This window comes from Syntrophomonas erecta subsp. sporosyntropha (genome assembly GCF_055395365.1).
Window position 1 is genome coordinate 2,543,383 of sequence record NZ_AP042459.1, and the last position, 22,942, is coordinate 2,566,324.

Genomic DNA, 22,942 nt, shown 5'->3' on the forward strand with positions numbered 1-22,942 from the left:
AAAAACTCAAAACCTGTATTAAATCCATCGTTACAAATATGCGCGCCGGAAAACAGGAATAGAAAGGTAATCTATCATATTTATAACAGTATTTTTCACACAGCCTGACAGTTTCCTGGTTCACCTAGGACTTCTCTGGTTACAGCCACCTGGCTAAAGGTTGGTATCCCAGTTGGCCAGGTAATGTTCCTGTTCTTCAGTTAAGGAATCTATTTTTACTCCCAGGGCCTGTAATTTCAGCATAGCCACTCGGTAGTCGATTTCTTGAGGTACGTTATAAACTTGTGGGGAAAGTTGAGAGCGATTTTGAATAACATAAAGCAGGGAAAGGGCCTGCAGGGAAAAGCTCAGATCCATAACTTCGGCCGGGTGACCATCTCCAGCCGCCAGGTTTACCAGGCGACCTTCGGCCAACAAGTATAACTTGCGCCCATCAGCCATCACAAACTCTTCAATATTATTCTTCAGTACCCGGGTACTTACGGCCAGGTTGTGTAAATCTCCTTTACTTACTTCCACATCAAAGTGGCCGGCATTAGCCATGATAGCATTGTTTTTCATGACCTGCATGTGCTCTTTACGAATAACATTAATATTACCAGTTACTGTTATAAATATATCGCCCAGCCGGGCAGCTTCGGCCATAGGCATTACCGTGAATCCATCCATAATGGCTTCATTAGCCTTAATAGGGTCTATCTCAGTAATGATGACCTTGGCTCCCATACCCAGGGCCCGCATAGAGACCCCTTTACCGCACCAGCCGTAACCTACTACTACCACATTTTTGCCGGCTACTACCAGATTAGTAGTGCGGTTAATACCATCCCATACTGATTGACCGGTTCCATAACGATTATCAAAAAGGTATTTCATATAAGCATCATTAACCGCCATCATAGGGAAAAGCAGTGATCCATCTTTATCCATGGACTTAAGGCGTACAATTCCGGTAGTAGTTTCTTCACAGCCCCCTATAATATGGTGGGCCTGTTCCAGATGCTTTTTGTGCAGCATAGTGACCATATCGGCTCCGTCATCAATGATAGCATCAGGCTTGGCCTCCAAGGTCATTTCCATAAAGCGCTGGTATTCTTCGGCATTTTCACCATGGATGGCATAAACAGTGATGCCGGAATCGGCCAATGCGGCTACCACATCATCCTGGGTGGAAAGGGGATTGCTGGCACAGGCTACCACATTAGCTCCGGCCGTTTGCAATGTCTGCAGCAAGAAACCGGTTTTAGCTTCTAGGTGCAAGCAGCAGGCAATAGTTTTACCCTTAAGGGGAAGATCGGCGGCAAACTCTTTTCTAAGAATATTAAAAACCGGCATGTTTTGACTGACCCATTCCAGTTTTCGGTATCCCAGGGGTGCCAGGGATAAATCCTTTATTATAGATTTATGGGCCGTCTGTTTCTGGGGAATAGCGTTCATATTATAACCCTCCTGAAAAGTAGTAATAATGGATAAACGTTTGTTAAATTCTTTTAAAGATTAGCCTGTAGACTAGATATTTATATCTCAAACCGGGCAGCACATAATTACTATTTATCGTGGCAAAAGCAGCAGTTAAAAATTCATAGCAGTTTTAGTTTAATAGGGTAAATAGCCACTGTTTTTATTGTATATAAATAATTTAAGTTTAGCAAAAAAGAGAGGAAGCACCAGGTATAAAAAGGGTAAAGCCCCCAGTTATCCGTATGGATTAACCAGGGGCTTCCAGTTTCTAATTATAAAAACTATAACTTAAACATACCTACTAATTGGCGTAATTCGTCGGCATTGGCGGCCATCTGTGTAGAAACACGGTTTACTTCTGCTGCCATAGTAGCCGAAGATTCGCTGCCCCGGGCTATTTCCTGGGAGACCGAGGCGGATTGTTCTATAGTTGCTGAAGTACCGTCAATCGCCCGGGCAATTTCTTCAACTGCCTTAAGGGCCACATTAACACTATTACTGACCTTTTCATTTATATTACCGAGCTTATTGATATTGGTTTTATTCTGATTGCCAATTTCCAGCATATCCTGGTAATCCTGCATAACATCCTGGTTTACAAAGCGCAGCAGTTCATTAGTATTGGTAGTCAGATTAACCATAGCAGTGTGGACTTCTTCGGTTAGTTTTTTAATCTCGCCTACAGCTGCTCCAGATCCTTCCGCCAGTTTGCGGACTTCTTCAGCTACCACCGCAAAACCCTTTCCATGCTCACCAGCCCGAGCTGCTTCTATAGCTGCATTGAGGGCTAGCAGGTTAGTCTGATCAGCAATTCCGGCGATATCTTCTGCCAGGCCGGAAATCTGCTCTACTACCCGGGCCTGTTCAATAGCTTTAAGGGTTTCTGATTCCATCTGTTTATAGATATTCAGAGCATTTGCCTGGGAGCGTTCGATTTTAGCCTGTTCTTCTTCCGCCAGATCCTTGAAATGGGAAGCATCCTGGAAGGCTGAGTGTGCCTCTTCATTTACCTGGGCCAGAGTCTCAGCAATCTGCTGGCTGGAAGCATTGATCTCTTCTAGGGTAGCAGAGGCTTCCTCCATTCCGGCAGCAATCTCCTGAATAGCAGCGGATGCCTCAGCAGTAGTTTCCGTGATAGCCCCGCTGGATGATAGTAGGCTGGCACTGATGGTCTCAGTTTGTTCGGAAGTTTCGGCTAATTTACGGATAACATCTCCGATTCTGCCTGATACCTCATTTAACTTGCGGCCGATAGCGCCTATTTCGTCCTGGGAGCTAATCTGGGCTTTAAAGCTTAAGTCTCCTTCTGCCAGGTGATCCATACTCTCCATTAGTACCGGAATTTCTTTCAGGTTGTGCTTAATCATGGCATATACCAATCCCGTTACCAGGGCCAGAGCCAGGATATACATAATCAGCATCATATTACGATAGCTGATCAAGTCTTTGTCTACTTCTTTTTTAGGCATAGTTACACCAACCGACCAATGGTTTGAGGGTAGGGGAGCATAGGCAAAATAATTTTCAGCCCCATCTAAGGTATAAGAACCCTTGCCGGTTTTTCCTGCGATCATTTCCTGGCCAAATTTGCCTAGATTACCTTCGTATTTAGTGATGTTTTCCTTTAATATTTTGCTTTTATCAGGATGGTAAATAACATTACCGGTATTATCCACCAGGTAAGCATTGCCATTATGTCCGATCTGGTACTTTTCAATAATACTGCCTAATTGATCTAGTTTAATGTCAATAGCAGCAGTACCAACCACCTGGTTGTTTTCACCAAATAAAGGGCCGGCAATGCTAATAACCATTATACCGGTACCAGGATCAATATAAGGTTCAGTAAAGATAATGGATTTTTGTTCTTTTACTGCCTGGTACCAGGGCCGGGTAGTTACATCATAATCTTCCACCATGGTACGCTCGTCCTGGGCAATAAACTCTTTAGATTTACCGACTGCGATATAGGCAACTTCTATGTTTTCGTCACCGGACTGAATGTTTTGCAAGGTTTTGATAATATCCCGGTATTCCGGTGCGGTTCTCAATTGTTCAGCCGACTCGATAGAGCGGGTATAATTTACTATTTCCTGGTTATTCATCATTTGTTTAACCGTTTCTATTTTGACAGCAAAAAAATCATCCAGGGACTGAGAAATGCGATCAGATTCCGCCGTTAAACTATAATCCACACTCTTAAGAATGGTGTTCCGATTATAGTAGTAAGATAAGAGAGCCGTAGAGATAAAGGCGATTAAGACTAGTACAAGTACACTGGAAACAACTTTTTTCATTAGGCCTCCATGGACCCTTTCTTGTTTTCCATGGGCCTGGTTACCATTAAGTTCTTCCGACAAATTATTTTCAACTCCTCTTTCCAATGAGATAAGTTTTGTATTATTTATATCTATGTGATGAGCTCCCTCCCTTCTTTTTACAAAATTCCCCGTCTTTCGCGATTCTCTATACTTATTATAATTCGAGATAGAACTAATCTATATATGACTAAAGTCCCAAAATGCAACATTTTCCAGCTTTCCAAGTGTTTTATGGTGATCTTTGGATGGATATTCAAGTGAGAACAGTTATTTTCATGCTTCGGTTAGTACGGGTAGTGCATTCAATTAGATTGGTCACGGGTCAAGTAGGGACGGTTTTGATTTTATCTTTTAATTACAGGTGATAAAAACTTGCTTAATAATCATTAACTTATTTGTCACAGTACAGTTACTGGAATGTAAAAGGCTTGTTGCACAATTTAACAATGATGGAGCAATAAGGGTAGTCTCCTTTTTACCGGTTTAGGAAAGCCTTTCTCAGACTTTATGGTAACGGTAAGGGTATGGAAATTGTTGGCACGATAATTGCTTATATACTTATTTACATATTAAAAATTCTGCAAAGGGGGTATCAGATAGTAAGACGGTTATAGTGGAAAGGTTTTGAACAATAAGATCAATGATAGGAGGTATGCATAGTGAAGGCTGCTGTCTGGTATGCAAAAGGCGATGTACGGGTTGTTGATGTTCCTGAACCTCCGGCACCAGGTCCTGGTGAAGTCAAAATTGAAGTAGAATGGTGTGGTATATGCGGCTCGGACCTGCATGAATATCTGGGAGGGCCCATATTTATTCCTGTAGATGAACCTCATCCACTTACGGGGGCTAAGGCACCCATTGTATTAGGTCATGAGTTTTCTGGTACAGTGGTAGCAGTGGGTGAAGGGGTAACAAAAGTGAAACCAGGGGACCGGGTAGCCCCTGATGCCTGCCAGGTATGCTGGGAATGCTATTGGTGCCGGCGTATGGAGTACAATATTTGCGAAAAACTGGCCTTTACCGGATTACATACCACTGGTGCATTTGCTCCCTATGTAAATGTACCGGAATACTGCTGCTTCAAAATTCCTGACAATATGACTTTTGAGCAGGCAGCACTAGTTGAACCATTATCGGTAGGTATGCATGCCCTCCGCCAGGCTCCGGTCATCGAGGGTGATAATGTAGTAGTGATAGGGGCAGGAACCATCGGTCTTTCTGCCCTACAGTGTGCCCGGGCTGCAGGTGCTTCCCAGGTTATAGTTTTAGAAATGGCTAAAGCACGTAAAGAATTTGCAGAAAAACTAGGGGCTACTGTGGTTATTGACCCTAGTCAGGTTGATGCAGTCAGTGAAGTATTTAGATTAACGGACGGTATCGGTGCCGATGTTACCCTTGAATGTGTAGGTTCGCCGGCTACTGGGCCATTGGCAGTGGCCACAACCCGCAGGGGTGGTAAAGCGGTATCAGCCGGCGTATTTGAAAAGCCTAGTGAATTGCAGTTTAATGATATCGTTTTTACTGAAAAACATCTTATCGGATCTCTGGGGTACAATGGTGAGTTTGCTTATACTATAAATTTATTAGCTGATGGCAGGCTGGATGCTGATACCATGATTACTGGAAAAATTAAGCTGGATGATATTGTGGAAAAGGGCTTCCAGGAACTGATTAATAATAAAGATGCCAACATTAAAATTTTAGTTTCTCCTAAATTGTAATACCTACTTACAACTCTCTATTGGGCGTGAGTCAGGCCTGATGGCTTGGCTCACGTTTTATTTATAAGCACTTCTATTTCTTCCGGTTAAGATTATGAAAAACATGTTATTATCAATAAATATTTTTTGGCATTTAGATTATGATGGCTGGGGGATTTTTGAGCCGATAACCGGGGCTAATGGGAAAACCGGACTGTTGTTACGGTTGATGCTGATTAACTGCTAGTAGAGCCGGTTATCGAAGTACTTGTTACAGGTGGATGGTATAATTACTATGTAAGTTATGAGTAAGGGGAGGTATAGCTTTTGAAAGACCAAAGATTCCGGCAGCAGTTCAATTTTATTATAGAAATTGATAAGTTAAAAAGCATAGCAAGGCAGACCTTGATCGTGGATGGTTCCCGGCGGGAAAATAGTGCGGAACATTCCTGGCACCTGGCTCTGATGGCTATTTTAATGTTGGAGCATGTTGATGGGGGAGAATTGGATATATTAAAGGTCGTAAAAATGCTTCTGGTTCACGATATAGTAGAAATTGATGCCGGCGATGTTTTTGCTTATGAAGAAAATGACCAGGAAAGAGAGACCCGGGAGGATAAAGCGGCTAAACGACTATTTTACCTGCTTCCTTCTGACCAGGCGGAAGAATTACATCAACTATGGGTAGAGTTTGAAGCCCGGCAAACACCGGAAGCTAAATGGGCTGCTTCCCTGGATCGTCTATTACCCCTGGCACAAAACTATGCAACCGGAGGCTATACCTGGAAAAAGTACCATATTTCACGGGATAAAGTGATACAAAGGAACCAGGTTATCCAGGAAAGCTCTACCCGTTTATGGAAGTATGCTCAATCGATTATTGATGAGGCCTCTACCCGGGGATATTTTAGTCGATAATTTTTGCCTCAACCCGGTTAGGGGCATCCTTTAAGTTATGCAGCCGGCATATGGCCGGCCCTTCTACTATATCACCTTCATAAGTAAATCTGGAGCCGTGGCAGGGGCAGTCCCAGGATTTTTCAGCATTGTTCCATTTCAGTTCACACCCTAAATGGGTACAGGTAGTATCGACTATATGAAGGTTTTTTTCCTCATCCCGGTATGCTCCTACCTTTTCACCTTCAATATCTATAACCCGGGCTTCCCCTGGTGGTATCTCAATATCGGCCGATACCTTTTCTAATTTACCGGCGATCAAGCTTTTGGCCACGTCCAGGTTTAGGCTTAGGAAGGATTTTATCGAGGAAGGGGTAAACCGGGAGGGGTTATACACCTGGGCCCAGGGATTATCACCTTTAGTAATTAAATCGGTTAAAATCATGGCAGCGGCAGTGCCGTTGGCAATGCCCCACTTGCCGAAGCCGGTAGCGACGTACAGTTTAGGGCTGCGGGAGGTAAGGTTGCCTACATAGGGAACCCCGTCGATAGTCATACAATCCTGAGTAGACCACCTATATATGGCTTTTTTAACTTGAAAGGTATCATGAGCGAAAGCTAGCAGGTTTTGATAATGGAGACTGGTGTTATCATCATGTCCAGACTTGTGGTGTTCACCAGCTACTAAAACCAATTCACCGTCTTCGTAGTCCTGGGAGCGCAAGGAACGGCCTGGATCTTCAGCAGTAATAAACATCCCGGCAGGAAATTTTTCTTTGATTTTTACAGCGATTACGTAAGATTTATCCAGGTACATCCTAGTAAAGTACATTCCACCGCCATCGAAGAAAGGAAAATGAGAGGCGATTATGGCCTGGGAGGCCCGGACTTTGTTGCCATTTTGGGTGACTACTATTACCGATTCATTTTCTTCAATATCCACTGCTTTGGTTTGTTCAAATATATAGCTACCCTGATTAGGGATTTGTTCTGCCAGGGCTTTTAAATATTTCAGGGGATGAAACTGGGCCTGGTTGTCAAAGCGCAGGGCTGCCTTAACTTCAAACGGCAGGGGTACTTCCTCCAGGTAGGAGGCTTTAATACCCAGCTCAGAAGCAACCTGGGCTTCATCTTCAATGGGTTTTATATATTGTTCAGACTGGGTGTATACATAGGCTGGACGACGGGAAAAATCACAGGCGATGTTGTTTTCTTGGCTGATACTCTCAATCAGGTTAATAGCATTTTCATTAGCATCGGCGTACTGCTGGGCCAGCTCAGAGCTCATTTCTTTTTTTATTTTTGCGTAGATCAGGTTATGCTGGGAAGTTATTTTAGCTGTACTATGCCCGGTAGTTCCCTGCAGTATTCTGTCAGCTTCGATAACAGCTACCCTTAGGCCCTGTTTTATCAACAAGTAGGCAGCCGTAATTCCTACTATACCCCCGCCTATAATGGCTATATCTACCCGCACATCATCTTCAAGTGCCGGGTAATTCGTCTGCGGGGTTGATGCAATCCAATAGGGACTAGGAACATCCTTGAATTTCACTTCACTATGCACAGGATCACCCTAACTATATTTTTATATGATGATATGATGTGTTTTTTGCTTAGAAATATTCAGTTATAAGTGGAATCGAATAATTAGTTCAAGCGGGGAACGGTTCTTGATTTGACTAGAATAGGTTCTAATCAAGTCAAGAACCGTCGAATTAATCTTTTCCTTTTATTACTGCCAGGGGGCGTAAACGGGCTACCTGCCTGGTTAATTTGATAGTGGACAGGGTATCCACTACTTCATCAATGTCTTTATAAGCCCGGGGAGCTTCATCTAGTACATGGCGATAGTTACGGGTATTATATAATACACTGCCCATGTCATTTTCAAATTCCGTCCGGCTGATGTTTTTCAAAGCAGCTGAGCGTGACATAGTACGTCCTGCACCATGGTTTACAGAACAAAAGGATTCTACATTTTGCTCAGTTCCCACCAGTACATAGGAAGCAGTTCCCATACTACCCGGTACTAGTACCGGGTGGCCGGTAGCCTGATAGACAGCTGGGTTAGCCGGGTGACCAGGGGGAAGAGCGCGGGTGGCACCCTTGCGGTGTACCAGCAGCCTACGTCCGTGGTGCTGTTCCCATTTAGCAATATTATGGGCCACGTCATATACTAAATCCATACCTAATTTGCTGGTGGGCATATTTAATACCTCAGCAAAAGCCTGGCGAATATCCGTACTTATAATCTGCCGGTTGGCAAAGGCAAAATTAACGGCACAGGCCATAGCCGATAAATAGTCCTGACCTTCCCTGGCATCCAAAGGGGCACAAGCTAGACCTTTATCAGGAAGTTCTATTCCATATTTGGTTGCTGCGTGAATATGAGTGCGAGAATAATCAGTGCAAATCTGGTGCCCAAAGCCCCGGCTGCCGGTGTGAATCATTACGGTAAGCTGATCGGCATATAATCCAAAATGGGCAGCAATAACCGGATCATAAATCTTTTCTACCTGCTGGATTTCAATAAAATGATTTCCTCCACCCAAAGTTCCTAATTGTTCGGAACCACGCTTTATAGCCCGGGGACTTACTTTATCCAGGTTGGCTCCTGGCAGGTACCCGTATTCCTCAATACGTTCCCGGTCTTTAGTTTGACCAAAACCAATCTGGATCACTGTTTCGGCTCCTTGGTATACTACTTTTTCAAAAAGGTCACTGGTAACCCCGGGATGGTGTCTCTTTTTTCCTATACCGGTAGGAACCCGGTCTTCAATAGCGTTCATTAAAGCACGCAGGGTAGAACGGTCTATATCCCAGGCCCTGATATTACTACGCAGCATTCTAACTCCGCAATTTATATCCATGCCCACTGCTCCCGCCGATACTACTCCGTTTTTTTCACAGGCCATCACCCCACCAATAGGAAGGCCAAAGCCTTCGTGCATATCAGGCATACCCACTACCGGTTCTACCACCCCAGGCAGGCAAGCGGCTGCCGCCAACTGCTCCAGGGAACGATCGCCAGTAATCAGGGGAAGCAAAGCTGGGCTGGCATAAACCAGGGCTTCCACTAACATCTTATTCCGGCGCAGTAAACGATAGCGATTACGGCCGGCAGGTGTTAGCTCCAAAGCTTATCTCTCCTTTTATGTTAACCGGATTTTCTCAAGATTACCTGCAACTAAGTGACTTCCCCCGAAAAGTATTACCATGGTCAATAGGAACCGGAAAATGTTTAAAGCATATTTAGCTGCTTTAACAGTGTTTGTACTGCCTTGGCCTGGTAGCCGATTCTGGTTGCTAGAGGCGCTTTTTGCGAGGTTTCAAAAATAAAACTATGTACATCTAAAAATTGTCCGGTACTTCTAGCCAGACTGCCTTTAACCGGATGGCGTATCAGGGTAAATTTCCGGTAAGAGCCACTTATGTTACGATTTAATTCTTTTACAATGTCATCAACTGTATAACGGGTAGAATTGGCCGGATAATAGATCAGGGTTTGGCCTACAGAACTGCTCCGTTTATTCTTATAATAGTTTACCCCTTCGTGCAAGTCCATCAACCAGTCGACATCGTAGTCTTTTACCACCTGATAAATAGACCGGGATAAAACAGTAGCACTTGATCTAGAGGCACTTTTAGGAAAATGCCGATTCAAATTGCCTTCACCAGGTACGTAACGTTTGTTTATCGCTACGGCCCGTTTGTTAGCTTCTGGTATAACTAATAATTTGCCTTTTTTAATAGAGTAATTCTTTACTTTATGAGCAGTTTTGTATCCAGCCGTTTCATCCCCGTGAACTCCTCCGACAATCATCACAACCGGTCCTGGTTTTCCGCTATCGATTATGTATAATTCAGTAGCATATTGGCTACCTGCCGCCACAACTTTTTGTTGACCATGGCTATTTCCGCTGGCTGCAGCGGTGCTTATGGGATTGCTGAGGATAGCGGTCCACAACAACAGCATAGTGATACCGAAGACCAAGGTACTTCTTCGTGTTTTTTCAATTTTTGTCATTTACTTGTAATTCCTCCCTTGCAATTTCATTAATAAGTAAAAAAGTAAACAGCCCCATAATTCAACATAAAATTCCTTTTTCCTGTCAATTTCTTATGGTAAATAAAACCGGCTTAAAGGCATTTAATTAAAGTTAAGGTGGTTTCGGGTTTCCAGGTGAAACTAGAAATAGATGACGCTTAATGTATAATCAGGTAAAAGGGAGTTAGTTTGGAAAGGACCCCATGTTTTGAATGATAGGAAACTATGACGTTGCTTTTTGTGCTGTAATAATGGATAAAAAAAGTGTCTGGAACAAAGATAACGTCATATAAAATGGTAGGGGAGTACAGTTAAGGAGAGTTAATGTATGAAGTTGATTCACACCTCAGATTGGCATATCGGACGTTCATTATATGGACGTAAAAGGTATGAAGAATATAGGTCTTTTTTAGCCTGGCTGGCTGATTTAATTGCTGGTGAGCAGGTAGATATCCTTTTAGTAGCTGGTGATGTGTTTGATAATAGTACTCCCGGTAACCGGGCCCAGGAATTATATTACCAGTTTTTAGTGGAGATTGCCAAAACCAGCTGCCGACATGTGATTATTACGGCCGGAAATCACGATTCGCCTTCCTTCCTAAATGCTCCCCGGGAGGTACTGCGCTTTCTTAATGTCCATGTAATAGGATGTATAACCGATTCTTACCATGATGAGATACTGGTCTTAAAGGATACCCAAGGTGAACCGGAATTGATAGTCTGTGCCGTTCCCTATTTAAGGGATCGTGACATTCGCAAGGCAGAGATTGGTGAAAGCCCAGCCGATAAAGAACGTAAACTGGTAGAGGGGATTAAGGAACATTACCAGCAGGTTTGTGCCCAGGCAGAGCAAATTCGGGTTCAGCTGGGGAAAATGGTACCCATAGTTGCTATGGGACATCTATTTACCACCGGCGGGCAGACGGTGGAAGGAGATGGGGTGCGCAACCTGTATGTAGGTTCGCTGGGGCAGGTGGGCAACGATGCTTTTCCTGCCTGTATTGATTACCTGGCACTAGGCCATTTGCATATGGCCCAAAAGGTAGAAGGAGCAGAGAATAGGCGTTATAGTGGTTCACCTCTAGCTATGGGGTTTAATGAAGCTGCTCGTAATAAGTATGTATGCCAGGTGGTTTTTCATGGCAGGCAGCCAGAAGTTTCTCTATTACCTGTACCAATCTTTCAGAACTTGGAGGGCATTAGCGGGGACTGGAAAACTATTCAGCATCGTTTAGAAGAGCTTAAAACTTGCGGCGGTAATGTATGGTTGGAAATAATCTATAATGGTGCAGAAATCATCGGTAACTTACGGGAACGCCTTGATGAAATTATCGAGGGAACCAGTTTGGAAATCCTGCGGGTGAAAAACGACCGTGTTTTACAACAGGCTTTAAGTAGTATAAACAGTGAGGAAACATTAGACGATCTGGATACTATTGATGTTTTTATGCGCTGTCTGGATGCCCATCAAATACCGGCAGAACAGCGGGAAGAGCTTTTAGGAGTCTATAATGAAGCAGTTGCAGCCCTTTATGAAGATGGATCGGATGAGTAAAGGAGCAGGTTATGCGGATAATCAATGTGCGCTTTAAAAATTTAAATTCGCTGGTGGGGGAGTGGACTATTGATTTTACCCATCCTGAATATACCTCTGATGGTATATTTGCCATCACCGGACCAACCGGTGCCGGAAAAACTACTATTCTGGATGCCATTTGCCTGGCTTTATATGGACGTACTCCCCGCTTAAATAAGGTTACCAAAAGCAGTAATGAAATCATGTCCCGGCAGACGGGGGAGTGTTTTGCCGAGGTTACTTTCGAAACCCAGGCTGGCAGGTATCGCAGTCACTGGAGCCAACACCGGGCTCATAATAAGCCTGATGGTGAATTACAAATGCCCCGCCAGGAGATTGTTGAGGCTGATACGGGGCAGGTGTTAGAGTCTAAACTCAGGAATGTGGCGGAATATATAGAACGTTTAACTGGTATGGATTTTAGTCGCTTTACTCGTTCGATGCTGCTGGCCCAAGGCGGCTTTGCTGCATTTCTTCAAGCTCCCCCTGACGAACGTGCTCCTATTTTAGAGCAAATCACCGGTACAGAAATATACAGCCAGATTTCGCAACAGGTTCACATACGCCGGGGCTTAGAAAGAGAAATCCTGGAAAACTTACAGGCGGAGCAAGCGGGAATACAGTTGCTCAGTGAAGAGGCAGAACAGGAATTATGCTCTAAGTTGGCAGAACAGCAGGATCAGGAAGAAAAATTAACTCAGAAGATTGAGTCCCTACGCCAGGCCCTGGTCTGGATTGAGGGTATAGCTATACTGAAAAAGGAACTGGCCGAACTTGATAAACTATGGCAGGAGTTTAAAGAAAGAGATGAGGCCTTTAAAAACGATGTCCAAAAGCTGGAAAGGGCTAATCGAGCTTTAACCTTCCAGGGCGATTACGTAAAGGTTACCGGCCTGCGTCAACTGCAGCAGCAAGAGTTTAACGAGCTAACCAAAGCCAAACAGAGCCTTCCCGGCAAAATAGCTGCTCTTAATGAAGCCCGGCTGGTAGAAGAAGGGGCCCACAAACAATTGGAGGAAGCTCGCAGTAACCAGAGGCAGGCAGTCCCCTTAATAAAGAAAATTCGGGAAATGGATCTGCGCATAATGGACAGGCAGATACAGCTTAAGGAATTAGAAGCATTTATTACGAAAATGGAAGAAGAACAAGGGGAATGTTGCCAGTTAATAAAAGATAATGAGGAAGTACTAAAACAATCGGGCCTAGCTTTAGAAAATATTGAAAAGCATCTCCTAAAGCATAGTGTAGATGCCGGACTAGTGGAAAACCTATCTGCTATAATTCAAATGTTCACCATCCTAGAAGAAAAAAACATCCGATATGAAAGGCAATGTGAGGAACTGGCCGCAGCTGATGATATCAAAAAAAATTCCCGGGAAGCTTATCTACAACTAGAATTAGAGCTGAAGGAATACCAGTCCAGGTTCACAAAGAATGAACAGGAACATAGGCAGTTAATACTGGAAATTGATGATCTTCTTACCGGTAGAGAGCTGAATAGCTGGCGTGATGAGTTAGAAGAACTTAAAGAGGACAAAAATCGGTTGGAAAACTTCCGGCAAGTACTGCTTAAAATACCTCAACTCGAACAAAAATGTAAATCATTAAAAAACCACTGGGAACAATTAGGTATGGTTCAGGAACAGTTGATCCGGGATATAGAAGAGTGCTGTCAAAAAAAAGATGGATATAATCGGGAGATAAGCCACCTTGAGGTGGAGGTGGCTCTTTTAAATCGTATTCGTGACCTGGAGGAAGAGCGGGCCCGTTTGGAAGATGACCAGCCTTGCCCATTATGTGGATCTACCGACCATCCCTATGCCAGGGGTAATATACCCGTAGCTGGGGAAGTGGAATTAAATCTTGTTCAGATGAAAAATCAATTAGAAAAGACTGAACAGAGAATGTCCGTTTTGCTGGTAAAGCAGGCCAAAATTGAAAAAGATCTTGAGCAGACTCAAAGTGAGATTAAGTCACAAAAAACAATCCTGGATGAAGAACAGGATCAATGCCATAAATTACTTTCCCAATTAGCTATTAAGGCTGAGCCTGAACAGTGTTTGCCAATAGTAGAAAAAAGGCTGGCTGATACCCAGATGCAGATAAAGCAGTATTCCCAGATCATAGCTGAAGCAGAGCAAAAGGAGATAAGGGAGAAAAAACTTCGCCAAGCTGTGGATGCGTCCCGTAAGGCTTTGGCGAACTTTGAAAAGGCGGCGGAAAAGGCTGGTTATGAACATAGTGTAGCCCAGGGCCAATACCAGCGTTTGATGGCAGAATGTACTACCGAAGGGCAGCAATTAAATCGTGACTATCAATTAGCTCTGGAAAGGGTAGCGGTATATGGAATAAAGGAACTACCTCTTAAAGATTTTGCGGGCATATTGGAAGGGTTAAAAAAACGCCGCCAGGATTGGCAGGATAAACAGGCAGAAAAGGCAGTTTATGAAAAGAATATCGCTAACTTAAAGGCTGAAATTGATAAACACAAGGTACTATTTGATAAACTTGACAAAGATTCACAACATCATAGAAAAGAGTATAATACCTTAACCGATCAACTGGCTCATATAACCCGGGAACGCCACCTGATGTATGGAGATAAAAATCCCGATAAGGAAGAGAAGGTACTAGCTGAGGCAGTTGACCAGGCCCAGGGATTATTGGAAAAAATCCAAGGCAATCGTATAAAAATCGAACAGGACATAGCCTGGTTACAGGAGCGTATTATTTCCTGGCAGGATTCCACCCAAAAACGTGGCGAAGAATTAACCCAGATGGAAAGGGAGCTGAAACTAAGGTTAACCGAGGCTGGTTTTGCCGATGAGGATGATTACCAGTCCGCTTGTTTAACGGTTGAAGAAAGAGACAGCTTAACTGCGAAAGCGGAAAGGTTACGCCGGGAACAGACTGAATTGGAAATCCGTATTAAAGATAAAAACAGCCAACTAAAAAATGAGAGGCAAAAGGTGATTACTCATCAGCAACCGGAACTGATAAAACAGGACTTAACTACCGATTTGGCCTGCCTGAAAGATCTGCAGCAGGATATAGCTGCCGCTAGAATTCGCTTGGCTGAAAATAAAAAGCTGCATCTTAAACAACAAAAACACCTGGATAAAATCGAAGCCCAGAAAAAAGAATGTAACCGTTGGGATATTCTTCATGAACTGATTGGGTCTGCTGATGGGAAGAAATACCGGAATTTTGCCCAGGGGATCACCTTTCAGATCATGGTTAATCATGCTAATCGTCACCTTCAAAAGATGACAGAACGCTATCTATTAGTTTGTGATAGTAGTTATCCGTTAGAATTAAACGTGATAGATAATTACCAGGCCGGGGAAATCCGCTCCACCAAAAATCTTTCCGGTGGCGAAAGCTTTATAGTTAGCCTGGCTTTAGCTCTGGGGTTGTCACAGATGTCCAGTCGTAATGTCAGGGTAGACTCACTTTTTCTCGACGAAGGCTTTGGAACCCTAGATGAAGATGCTTTGGAGACGGCTCTGGATACTTTGGCCGGGCTTCAGCAGGAAGGAAAAATTATCGGGATTATTTCCCATGTCCCGGCAATTAAAGAGCGGATATGTACCCAGATACAGGTTATTCCGCAGAATAGCGGTCACAGTGTTATCACCGGTCCCGGTTGCCAGTCGGCCTGATACATAACCGTTATAATAGCTATAATACTATGCTTGGTAGGAGTTTTTATATTGGTAATATCTTATAATAGGAATCGATAAAACAACTCACGAAATATGGCTAAATTACGGCTAATTATTGATAGGTAATGTTTATACAGGAGGGTTTATTGTTGAAAAAAAAGCAGTTTGTCGTGATAGGCCTGGGCCGCTTTGGTTATAGTTTACTGGAGGAACTGATACGCCTGGGACATCAGGTGTTAGCTATAGATAATAACGAAGACCGGATAGATTATGTTGCTGCCATTGCTACCCATGCTGTGCAAGCAGATGCTATGGATGAAAAAGTACTTAAAGCCCTGGATGTAGCCAGCTTTGATGCAGTCATTGTTGGTATAGGAGGAGATATCGAAGCCAGCATTTTAACTAGTATTACCCTTAAAGAACTGGGGGTACGAAAGATAATCGCTAAAGCACAAAACCACATGCATGGTAAGGTATTAGAAAAGCTGGGTATTGACATGGTTATTTATCCAGAAAGAGACATGGCTCTCCGGTTAGCCTGTAACCTGGTTTCCAACAGTATTATTGAACAAATCCAGCTATCTTCGGATTACGGGATACTGGAATTAATAACCCCGGTTTCTTTTGTAGGACGATCATTAGAGGAAATAGCTATTCGTCAGCGTATGGATATAACTATTATTGCTATTCGCAGTGGTCAGGAAATTATCATATCACCTCATGCCCAGCAGCGGATTAAAAAAGATGATATTTTGGTGGCTTTAGGACCCACCCGGCGCTTGGAAAAACTTGGTGAGATGGATTAAAACATGAAGGGAAACAAAGTCAGTCCTCCTAACGTACTGGTGAGCACCTTCCTCATCATAGCGTTAGTGGGCAGCCTACTGCTTACCATGCCCTGGGCAGTCAAATCAGGGAATCCGAATTTTTTAACAGCCTTATTTACCTCGGTATCAGCTCTTTGTGTTACAGGTCTGGTGGTGGTAGATACCGTTACCCATTGGTCATTTGCCGGGCAATTAGTTATTCTTTTATTGATTCAGGTAGGTGGTCTGGGTGTGATGACCTTTGCCACCTTTTTTGTAATATTACTTAAGCGCAGAATTGATTTAAAACAGAAAATTGTTCTCCAGTTTGCCCTTAACCGCCACTCTATGGAAGGTATGATGGGGGTTTTTCGCTATCTCCTGGTTTTCTCCCTGGTTATAGAGCTTATCGGTGCCATAATTTTGTTCCTGCACTGGTTACCGGTAATGGGAGTGAAAAAATCCCTGTGGTATGGGCTATTTCATTCTGTTTCTGCTTTTAATAATGCTGGATTTGATCTATTTGGTAATTTCCAGAGCCTGCACGCTTTTGCCGGTGACATAGTGGTTGTTTTGACTATTTCCACCTTGTTTATCACTGGTAGTTTGGGATTTTTAGTAATTTATGAGGTATTTAATTATCGCCGCAGTGGGCATTTATCATTACATGCCCGTCTAGTATTAAGTGGGACTGGATTTATCATTATTGCAGGCATGTTACTTATTTTAGGATTGGAGTACACTAATTCCCTGGCTAATTTTACCGGATCAGAAAAACTCTTGGTATCTTTTTTTATGTCTTCTACACGTACCTGTGGTTTTGCCACTATTGATGTAGGGGCTATGATGCTGCCGACCCAGATAGTGCTTATGGGTCTAATGTTTATCGGCGGATCCCCAGGTTCAACCGCGGGCGGCATCAAGGTTACTACTTTTATATTACTTTGTATGACGGTATGGAGTATTTTTCGGGGAAAACGGGATGTGGAAATTGCCAAGCGCAGAATTCCTTCCCAGGACGTGGCTCGGGCTATGACCATTGCTATTTTATCTATTGTGGTCATATTTGTTAGTACCCTGCTGCTCTCGCTTCAGCATCATGATTTTGCCAGGGTATTGTTCGAAGTAGTATCCGCCACTGGTACGGTTGGATTGAGCATGGGGCTAACCCCTTATTTAACCTCATTAGGTCAGATTATCATTACCATTACCATGCTTTTTGGACGGCTGGGTCCCATAACCGTCGGACTAGCCCTGGCTCACCAGCCCATGCAGCCTAATCTGCGCTATCCAGAAGATCGTATTATGATTGGCTAATTTTCGTGTCCGGCCCTATTGGGAGCATTATTATACCCTTAGAGTGGTACCCTTACGGCCGGACCTTTTTCTGCAAGTCTAAGACAGCTTAAGATAAACTCATCTACTTATGAAAAATCCCCTCTTTAGCCTACCAGAGAATTATTGAGCAATTTAAGCTACCGATGTTAATTATAGCTATCTAAAGCTTAAGAGAACTCTATGTCTAGCCGGCCGTTAAACTGATAAAAAAACCTCTTGGGACTAAAAGACTATTGCTAAATTCTCAATTATTATCTATCTTAAAATAAATGGTGAGTGAGTGATCACTCACCTATTCAGATAGGAGGGTAAGTGATAAATTAATGGGAACAAAAAGTGGGAAATTATTACTGTTGACAGCAATTATACTTATAGTCATTTTTACTGCAGGTAAAATAGCCCATCTGCGGGGAGAACCGGCTGTTACAACTGGACAGGGTATTCCGGTAAAAACGGCAATGGTGCAAAAAGGAGCCATATCCAGCAGTATTACCTATGCAGGTATTATAGAACCTGAGTACATAACATCCCTATCTTCGGAAGTGGCCGCCCCCATAAAAACAATGCTGGTGGAGGAAGGGCAATTAGTGTCTAAAGGCGAGCTTATAGCAGCTTTAGAAGGAGAACAGTATACCAATAAACTGGAAATAGCCGTAAAAAAACTGGAATCAGCTCGTTTGACGGAAGAATATTTAAAAAAAGAGTTGCAGCGTTCCGAAACTCTCTATGAAAAAGGTGCTTTGGCTGCTAAATCATTTGAAGAAGCAGTATATAAATACGATTTAGCCTGTGCCTCTATAGAAGAAGCTGAAGCTATGTTAAAGGATGCCCAAACTAATGTGGAAAGTACCAATATATATGCGCCGGTAAACGGGTATGTAAAACAGATTTTCAAATACCCAGGGGATGTCATTGTTCCGGGACAGCCTTTACTAGCGTTAGAATCAATTGATAATATGGTGATTTCGGCTAATGTTTTACAAGGTGATTTGGCTGCCATAAAACCAGGTAATCAGGTTAAAGTAACTGCCCATAATTCAGTATTTCAGACTTCAGTTTTAAAGGTTAATAAATCAATTGATCAGCAAACCAGGACGGCACCGGTAAAACTTAACCTGAGTGAGGATCATATTTCAGAGTATGGGTTTTATCCTGGTATGAATGTTAAGGTGGACTTTATAACCGATGAAAAAAGCCAAGCTATTCTAGTCCCACGGGAAGCTTTACTTACTGAAGGGGATAAAAATTATGTTTTTTTAATAAAGGATAATCAAGCCATTAAGCAGGCAGTTGAAACCGGTCTTAAAAACCATAAGTTTATCGAAATTAAATCCGGTCTTAACAGTGGTCAAAAAGTTTGCACCTCCAGTTTAAATAAACTTTACGATAAATGTACTATTTACCAATACCAGGATAAGGAGGACCTTAAATAGTGAAATGGGTGGAATTTTGCCTAAAACATAAATATTTAATCTTTTCACTAGTTATTGCTACGGTATTACTAGGAGTTTATGCAAAACAGAATATCCCGGTTGATCTATTCCCTGATACGGCTCCGCCAATAGTAAATGTAGTTACCCCCTGTCCGGGTATGTCGGCTGAAGATATAAAGGACCAGGTATCGGAGCCTATGGAGGAGGAATTTGCTGCTTTAGATGGGGTTAAAAATACCCGTTCCATATCCCAGGCGGGCTTATCGGTAGTAGAAGTTGAGTTCGCTTACGGTGTTAATATAGATAGTGCAGCTGTAGATACCCAAAATGCCATCAGCCATATTAAAGGTAGTATGCCGGCTAACATTGGGGAACCGCGTGTACAAAAATTCAGCACCGCCAACCGTCCCATAATGACTATTGGTGTATCATCCTCCCAGCTTAGTCCTGAAGCAGTGTATGAACTAGTTGATGGGGATATAGTAAATGAACTGCAACGGGTAGACGGAGTTGCAGCAGTGGATATATTTGGTGGTATTCCGGCACAGGTTAATATTGATATAGATAGGGACAAGTTAGAAGATTTGGGGATTTCCCTGCAAATGGTTCAGGCTATTATTGCCCAGAACAACCTGACTTTACCAGGCGGAAATTATGCTAATAACGACGATCGTTACTCGCTCAGGATTATCAAGCAGGCTGACAGCATTGAAGAAATAAAAAATCTGGTTATTGAGGATAATCCGCATCGATTTATAACCCTGGAGGATGTTGCCGAAATTAAGGACTCAACGGCTACCCCAACTAGCATTTTCCGTGTCAATGGCGAAGAATCTCTCGCCCTGCAAATATTAAAAAAAGATGGTGCGAATATTATCGATGTAGTTAAAAATATAGAGGATTGCCTGACCGAACTATCTCAGCATTACCCGGCACTGGAATTTAAAATAGCCAGCAGTGATGCTACTTTCACCCAGCAAGTGGTTGGCAATATGACCGAAAGTGTAGTCGAAGCTATGCTGCTGGCTGCCATTGTGATATTACTTTTTTTAGGCAGCTTTATCCAATCGTTTATAGTGGCTGTTGCCATGCCTTTAACTTACCTGGGGACATTTGCCACTATGCAGGTCATGGGAATTGGCTTAAATTTAATTACGCTTTCCGCTCTGATTTTAAGTGTCGGCTTTGTAATAGACCAGACCATAGTTGTAGTGGAAAATATAGTGCGTCATCGTCAAGCACTACAGGAGCCCCCCTTTCTGGCCGCACTGGAGGGTACCAAAGAAGTCATTCTACCCCTGGCAGCCGGGGCTTTAACTACCATTATTGTACTTATACCATTACTTTTCATAAAAGGATTTGTAGGTAAAATATTTGGCCCTTTAGCATCTACCTTAATTATTACATTAAGTGTTTCTTTTTTAGTTTCTACCATAATCATCCCTCTGTTTACAGTATTAGTGGGTTACACTTCCTGGAGTAAGGGGGATAAAGTACTGAAGCTTATCGCTCATCCTTTTTTAATGACTATCGATAAACTGAGGGGATTTTATATTAAAGCAGTAAACTGGGGGCTCAGGCATCGTAAAAAAACCGTAGGCATTGCTGTAAGTATTATGTTGGTAGGGGTAATAATGATGAGAATGTTAGGTGTCGAAGCTCTACCCCGATTTGATTCCGGGTCATTTATAATAAATATTCAGGCTGATCCTGGTTCTTCACTTGCTAAAACCAGTACAGTGGTCAGCCGTATTGAGCAGTTATTAGCAGATGAAAAAAACGTGGTTAATTATAATACCCAAATCGGCTATGAAATCGATAGCCACTTTATTGGGGGCTCTGGTGTTCTAGGGGTAAATCAAGCCACCATTGAGATAGAATTAACTTCGCGTAAAGAAAGAAATGAGACTATATGGGAAATTCAAGATAGAATTAGAAAGAAAATTTCCCGTATACCTGAAATAGATACGTTTGTAATTAAAGAGGAAGGGGCTACCGCCGTGCCAACGACCACAGCTCCGATAGACATTCAAATTGTAGGTAGTGATACCGAGGTGCTCAATTACCTGGCCGGTGAAGTAGAGAAGGAAATCGTAGCTGTACCAGGAGTAGTTAATCTTTACCGGAATTGGTATCTTAATAACCCGGAGATTAGGATCTATCCAAAATCATACGCAGAATATGGACTATCTACCCGTTCTATAGCTAACCAGGTGTTCCAATCAACTGAAGATATCCCGGTATCAAATCTCAAATCGGACAGGGATCTTCCGGTGGTTGTAGACTACTCCATTCATAATAACTACAACTGGTCTGATATAGAGAATATATTATTGACGACTCCTAGCGGTCAGATGATTCCTTTACGGGCAGTTGCTAACATTGAAAAAGAATGGGGACCATCCCTTATTTCCCAGGAAAATAACCGGGAAACTATTGATATACTAGGCTTTCCCCATAATAGAACTTTTAGCTTTATCATTGCGGATATAGAAAAAGCCCTGGACAAGATTAAGGTACCAAACGGCTATGAAATCAAAATAGCCGGAGAACAAACTGATTTACAGGAATCATCACAAGACCTGAAAAAGGCATTGATAATGGCTATAATAGGAGTTTATTTAGTTTTACTAGCCCAATTTCGCTCATTTATATATCCATTAGTTATTATGCTGGCCATTCCCCTGGTAGTTATCGGGGTAGCATTAGCACTTTTGTATAGTTCTAAACCGGTTTCCATGCCAGTAATGCTGGGCTTTATCCTGCTAGCTGGCACGGTAGTAAACAACTCCATACTTCTGGTAGACTATACTAATCGTATGCGGGAAATGGGGCACAGTCTTAAAGAGTCCTTGCTCAAGGCTATTAATATACGGTTTCGTCCCATAATGATGACTGCTATTGCTGCTATAGCCGGTATGCTTCCATTAGCGTTGGAATGGTCTTTAGGGGCGGAACGGTTTTCTCCATTAGCAATATCTGAGATAGGTGGTTTAGCAACGGCTACTTTGTTGACTATGATTGTCATTCCCGTTATGTATTCTATTATGGATAGAAGACAATCAATAAAGGAGGTAAAAGGAAATGACAGCACGGGCAACCTCACAACCGGCCAGTGTCAGGAGAGCGCAAATTCTTAATGCTACCTTGGAAATGATAGGCGAGTCAGGAATAGAGGCACTTACTACGGCTGCGATAGCCAAGAGGGTAGGGATTGCCGAAGCCACTATTTTTAAACACTTTGATAGTAAGATAGATATACTGCGAACCTTGATCAAGACTTTCACCGACCGGCTCATAGAAACCAGTAATAATATACAGGGCAGTGAGGCTGATCCTTATAATAAATTAATACTCATTTTTGAAGCACACCTGGATATGCTAAAGGATAATCAGGGTATACCCCGGCTTATCTTCGGTGAATCGCTTAGCATTAGGGATCAGAAATGCCAGGATTTAGTACGCAATATTATAGGGCATTATACCGATCTAATCCAAATTATTATAAAACAGGGCCTAGAAGAGGGTTTATTTAAGACAGACCTAAATCCTCTTCTTGCCTCAAAATGCTTTATAGGGGTTCTACAACATACCGTAATAAACCATTTTATGACCGAACTCCCTACAGAAAAAAACGATACTGACCGGGGATTAATTGACTTCCTACTTAATCTCTTTAAACCATAGAAAGCAAAGG

14 protein-coding genes are annotated in these 22,942 nt (G+C 42.8%); 9 read left to right on the plus strand and 5 right to left on the minus strand.

Annotated elements, in window-relative coordinates; all coding sequences use genetic code 11:
• Nucleotides 1-153 precede the first annotated feature (153 nt).
• Both ACZ5Q0_RS12415 and ACZ5Q0_RS12420 read right to left on the minus strand, forming a co-directional pair.
• On the minus strand, nucleotides 154-1,437 hold the full coding sequence (locus tag ACZ5Q0_RS12415) for an adenosylhomocysteinase (RefSeq protein ID WP_446820386.1): 1,284 nt from the start codon (nucleotides 1,435-1,437) through the stop codon (nucleotides 154-156).
• A gap of 305 nt (nucleotides 1,438-1,742) precedes the next feature.
• Nucleotides 1,743-3,821 (minus strand): methyl-accepting chemotaxis protein, encoded by a 2,079-nt coding sequence (locus ACZ5Q0_RS12420; RefSeq protein WP_447182581.1) that lies wholly within the window; start codon nucleotides 3,819-3,821, stop codon nucleotides 1,743-1,745.
• A gap of 620 nt (nucleotides 3,822-4,441) precedes the next feature.
• Here ACZ5Q0_RS12420 and ACZ5Q0_RS12425 point away from each other — a divergent pair.
• On the plus strand, nucleotides 4,442-5,503 hold the full coding sequence (locus tag ACZ5Q0_RS12425) for a 2,3-butanediol dehydrogenase (protein WP_446820382.1): 1,062 nt from the start codon (nucleotides 4,442-4,444) through the stop codon (nucleotides 5,501-5,503).
• A gap of 306 nt (nucleotides 5,504-5,809) precedes the next feature.
• A complete protein-coding gene (locus ACZ5Q0_RS12430) occupies nucleotides 5,810-6,400 on the plus strand; it encodes an HD domain-containing protein (RefSeq protein WP_446820380.1) in 591 nt (196 codons plus the stop codon).
• Here ACZ5Q0_RS12430 and ACZ5Q0_RS12435 read toward each other — a convergent pair.
• The 3 genes from ACZ5Q0_RS12435 to ACZ5Q0_RS12445 form a co-directional block, all read right to left on the minus strand.
• Complete coding sequence (locus ACZ5Q0_RS12435) at nucleotides 6,390-7,943, minus strand: FAD-dependent oxidoreductase (protein WP_446820378.1); 1,554 nt, start codon at nucleotides 7,941-7,943, stop codon at nucleotides 6,390-6,392. The two genes, ACZ5Q0_RS12430 and ACZ5Q0_RS12435, sit on opposite strands and share 11 nt — an antisense overlap.
• Nucleotides 7,944-8,094: 151 nt before the next feature.
• Nucleotides 8,095-9,516 (minus strand): RtcB family protein, encoded by a 1,422-nt coding sequence (locus tag ACZ5Q0_RS12440; RefSeq protein WP_446820376.1) that lies wholly within the window; start codon nucleotides 9,514-9,516, stop codon nucleotides 8,095-8,097.
• 104 nt (nucleotides 9,517-9,620) lie between these two features.
• A complete protein-coding gene (locus ACZ5Q0_RS12445; protein WP_446820374.1) occupies nucleotides 9,621-10,406 on the minus strand; it encodes a M99 family carboxypeptidase catalytic domain-containing protein in 786 nt (261 codons plus the stop codon).
• 349 nt (nucleotides 10,407-10,755) lie between these two features.
• Here ACZ5Q0_RS12445 and ACZ5Q0_RS12450 point away from each other — a divergent pair, with 349 nt between their 5' ends.
• The 7 genes from ACZ5Q0_RS12450 (at nucleotide 10,756) to ACZ5Q0_RS12480 (ending at nucleotide 22,932) form a co-directional block, all read left to right on the plus strand.
• Nucleotides 10,756-11,982, plus strand: a complete 1,227-nt coding sequence (locus ACZ5Q0_RS12450) for an exonuclease SbcCD subunit D C-terminal domain-containing protein (protein WP_446820372.1) — start codon at nucleotides 10,756-10,758, stop codon at nucleotides 11,980-11,982.
• An 11-nt stretch (nucleotides 11,983-11,993) separates the two neighbouring features.
• Nucleotides 11,994-15,665: an AAA family ATPase gene (locus ACZ5Q0_RS12455; RefSeq protein WP_446820370.1), complete on the plus strand. Its 3,672-nt coding sequence runs from the start codon at nucleotides 11,994-11,996 to the stop codon at nucleotides 15,663-15,665.
• A 152-nt stretch (nucleotides 15,666-15,817) separates the two neighbouring features.
• Nucleotides 15,818-16,474: a potassium channel family protein gene (locus ACZ5Q0_RS12460; RefSeq protein ID WP_446820368.1), complete on the plus strand. Its 657-nt coding sequence runs from the start codon at nucleotides 15,818-15,820 to the stop codon at nucleotides 16,472-16,474.
• A gap of 3 nt (nucleotides 16,475-16,477) precedes the next feature.
• Nucleotides 16,478-17,791, plus strand: coding sequence for a TrkH family potassium uptake protein (locus ACZ5Q0_RS12465; protein WP_446820366.1), 1,314 nt, complete (start codon nucleotides 16,478-16,480; stop codon nucleotides 17,789-17,791).
• 344 nt (nucleotides 17,792-18,135) lie between these two features.
• Nucleotides 18,136-19,245: an efflux RND transporter periplasmic adaptor subunit gene (locus ACZ5Q0_RS12470; RefSeq protein WP_446820364.1), complete on the plus strand. Its 1,110-nt coding sequence runs from the start codon at nucleotides 18,136-18,138 to the stop codon at nucleotides 19,243-19,245.
• Nucleotides 19,245-22,385: an efflux RND transporter permease subunit gene (locus ACZ5Q0_RS12475; protein ID WP_446820362.1), complete on the plus strand. Its 3,141-nt coding sequence runs from the start codon at nucleotides 19,245-19,247 to the stop codon at nucleotides 22,383-22,385. Before ACZ5Q0_RS12470 ends, ACZ5Q0_RS12475 begins: the two co-directional genes overlap by 1 nt.
• Nucleotides 22,330-22,932: a TetR/AcrR family transcriptional regulator gene (locus ACZ5Q0_RS12480; RefSeq protein WP_446820361.1), complete on the plus strand. Its 603-nt coding sequence runs from the start codon at nucleotides 22,330-22,332 to the stop codon at nucleotides 22,930-22,932. Before ACZ5Q0_RS12475 ends, ACZ5Q0_RS12480 begins: the two co-directional genes overlap by 56 nt.
• Nucleotides 22,933-22,942 lie beyond the last annotated feature (10 nt).

Bases quoted from the DNA above. Each gene is read 5' to 3' on its own strand.
- ACZ5Q0_RS12415 (WP_446820386.1), bottom strand. From the start codon at position 1,437: ATGAACGCTATTCCCCAGAAACAGACGGCCCATAAATCTATAATAAAG.
- ACZ5Q0_RS12445 (WP_446820374.1), bottom strand. From the start codon at position 10,406: ATGACAAAAATTGAAAAAACACGAAGAAGTACCTTGGTCTTCGGTATC.
- ACZ5Q0_RS12450 (WP_446820372.1), top strand. From the start codon at position 10,756: ATGAAGTTGATTCACACCTCAGATTGGCATATCGGACGTTCATTATAT.
- ACZ5Q0_RS12455 (WP_446820370.1), top strand. From the start codon at position 11,994: ATGCGGATAATCAATGTGCGCTTTAAAAATTTAAATTCGCTGGTGGGG.
- ACZ5Q0_RS12465 (WP_446820366.1), top strand. From the start codon at position 16,478: ATGAAGGGAAACAAAGTCAGTCCTCCTAACGTACTGGTGAGCACCTTC.
- ACZ5Q0_RS12470 (WP_446820364.1), top strand. From the start codon at position 18,136: ATGGGAACAAAAAGTGGGAAATTATTACTGTTGACAGCAATTATACTT.
- ACZ5Q0_RS12480 (WP_446820361.1), top strand. From the start codon at position 22,330: ATGACAGCACGGGCAACCTCACAACCGGCCAGTGTCAGGAGAGCGCAA.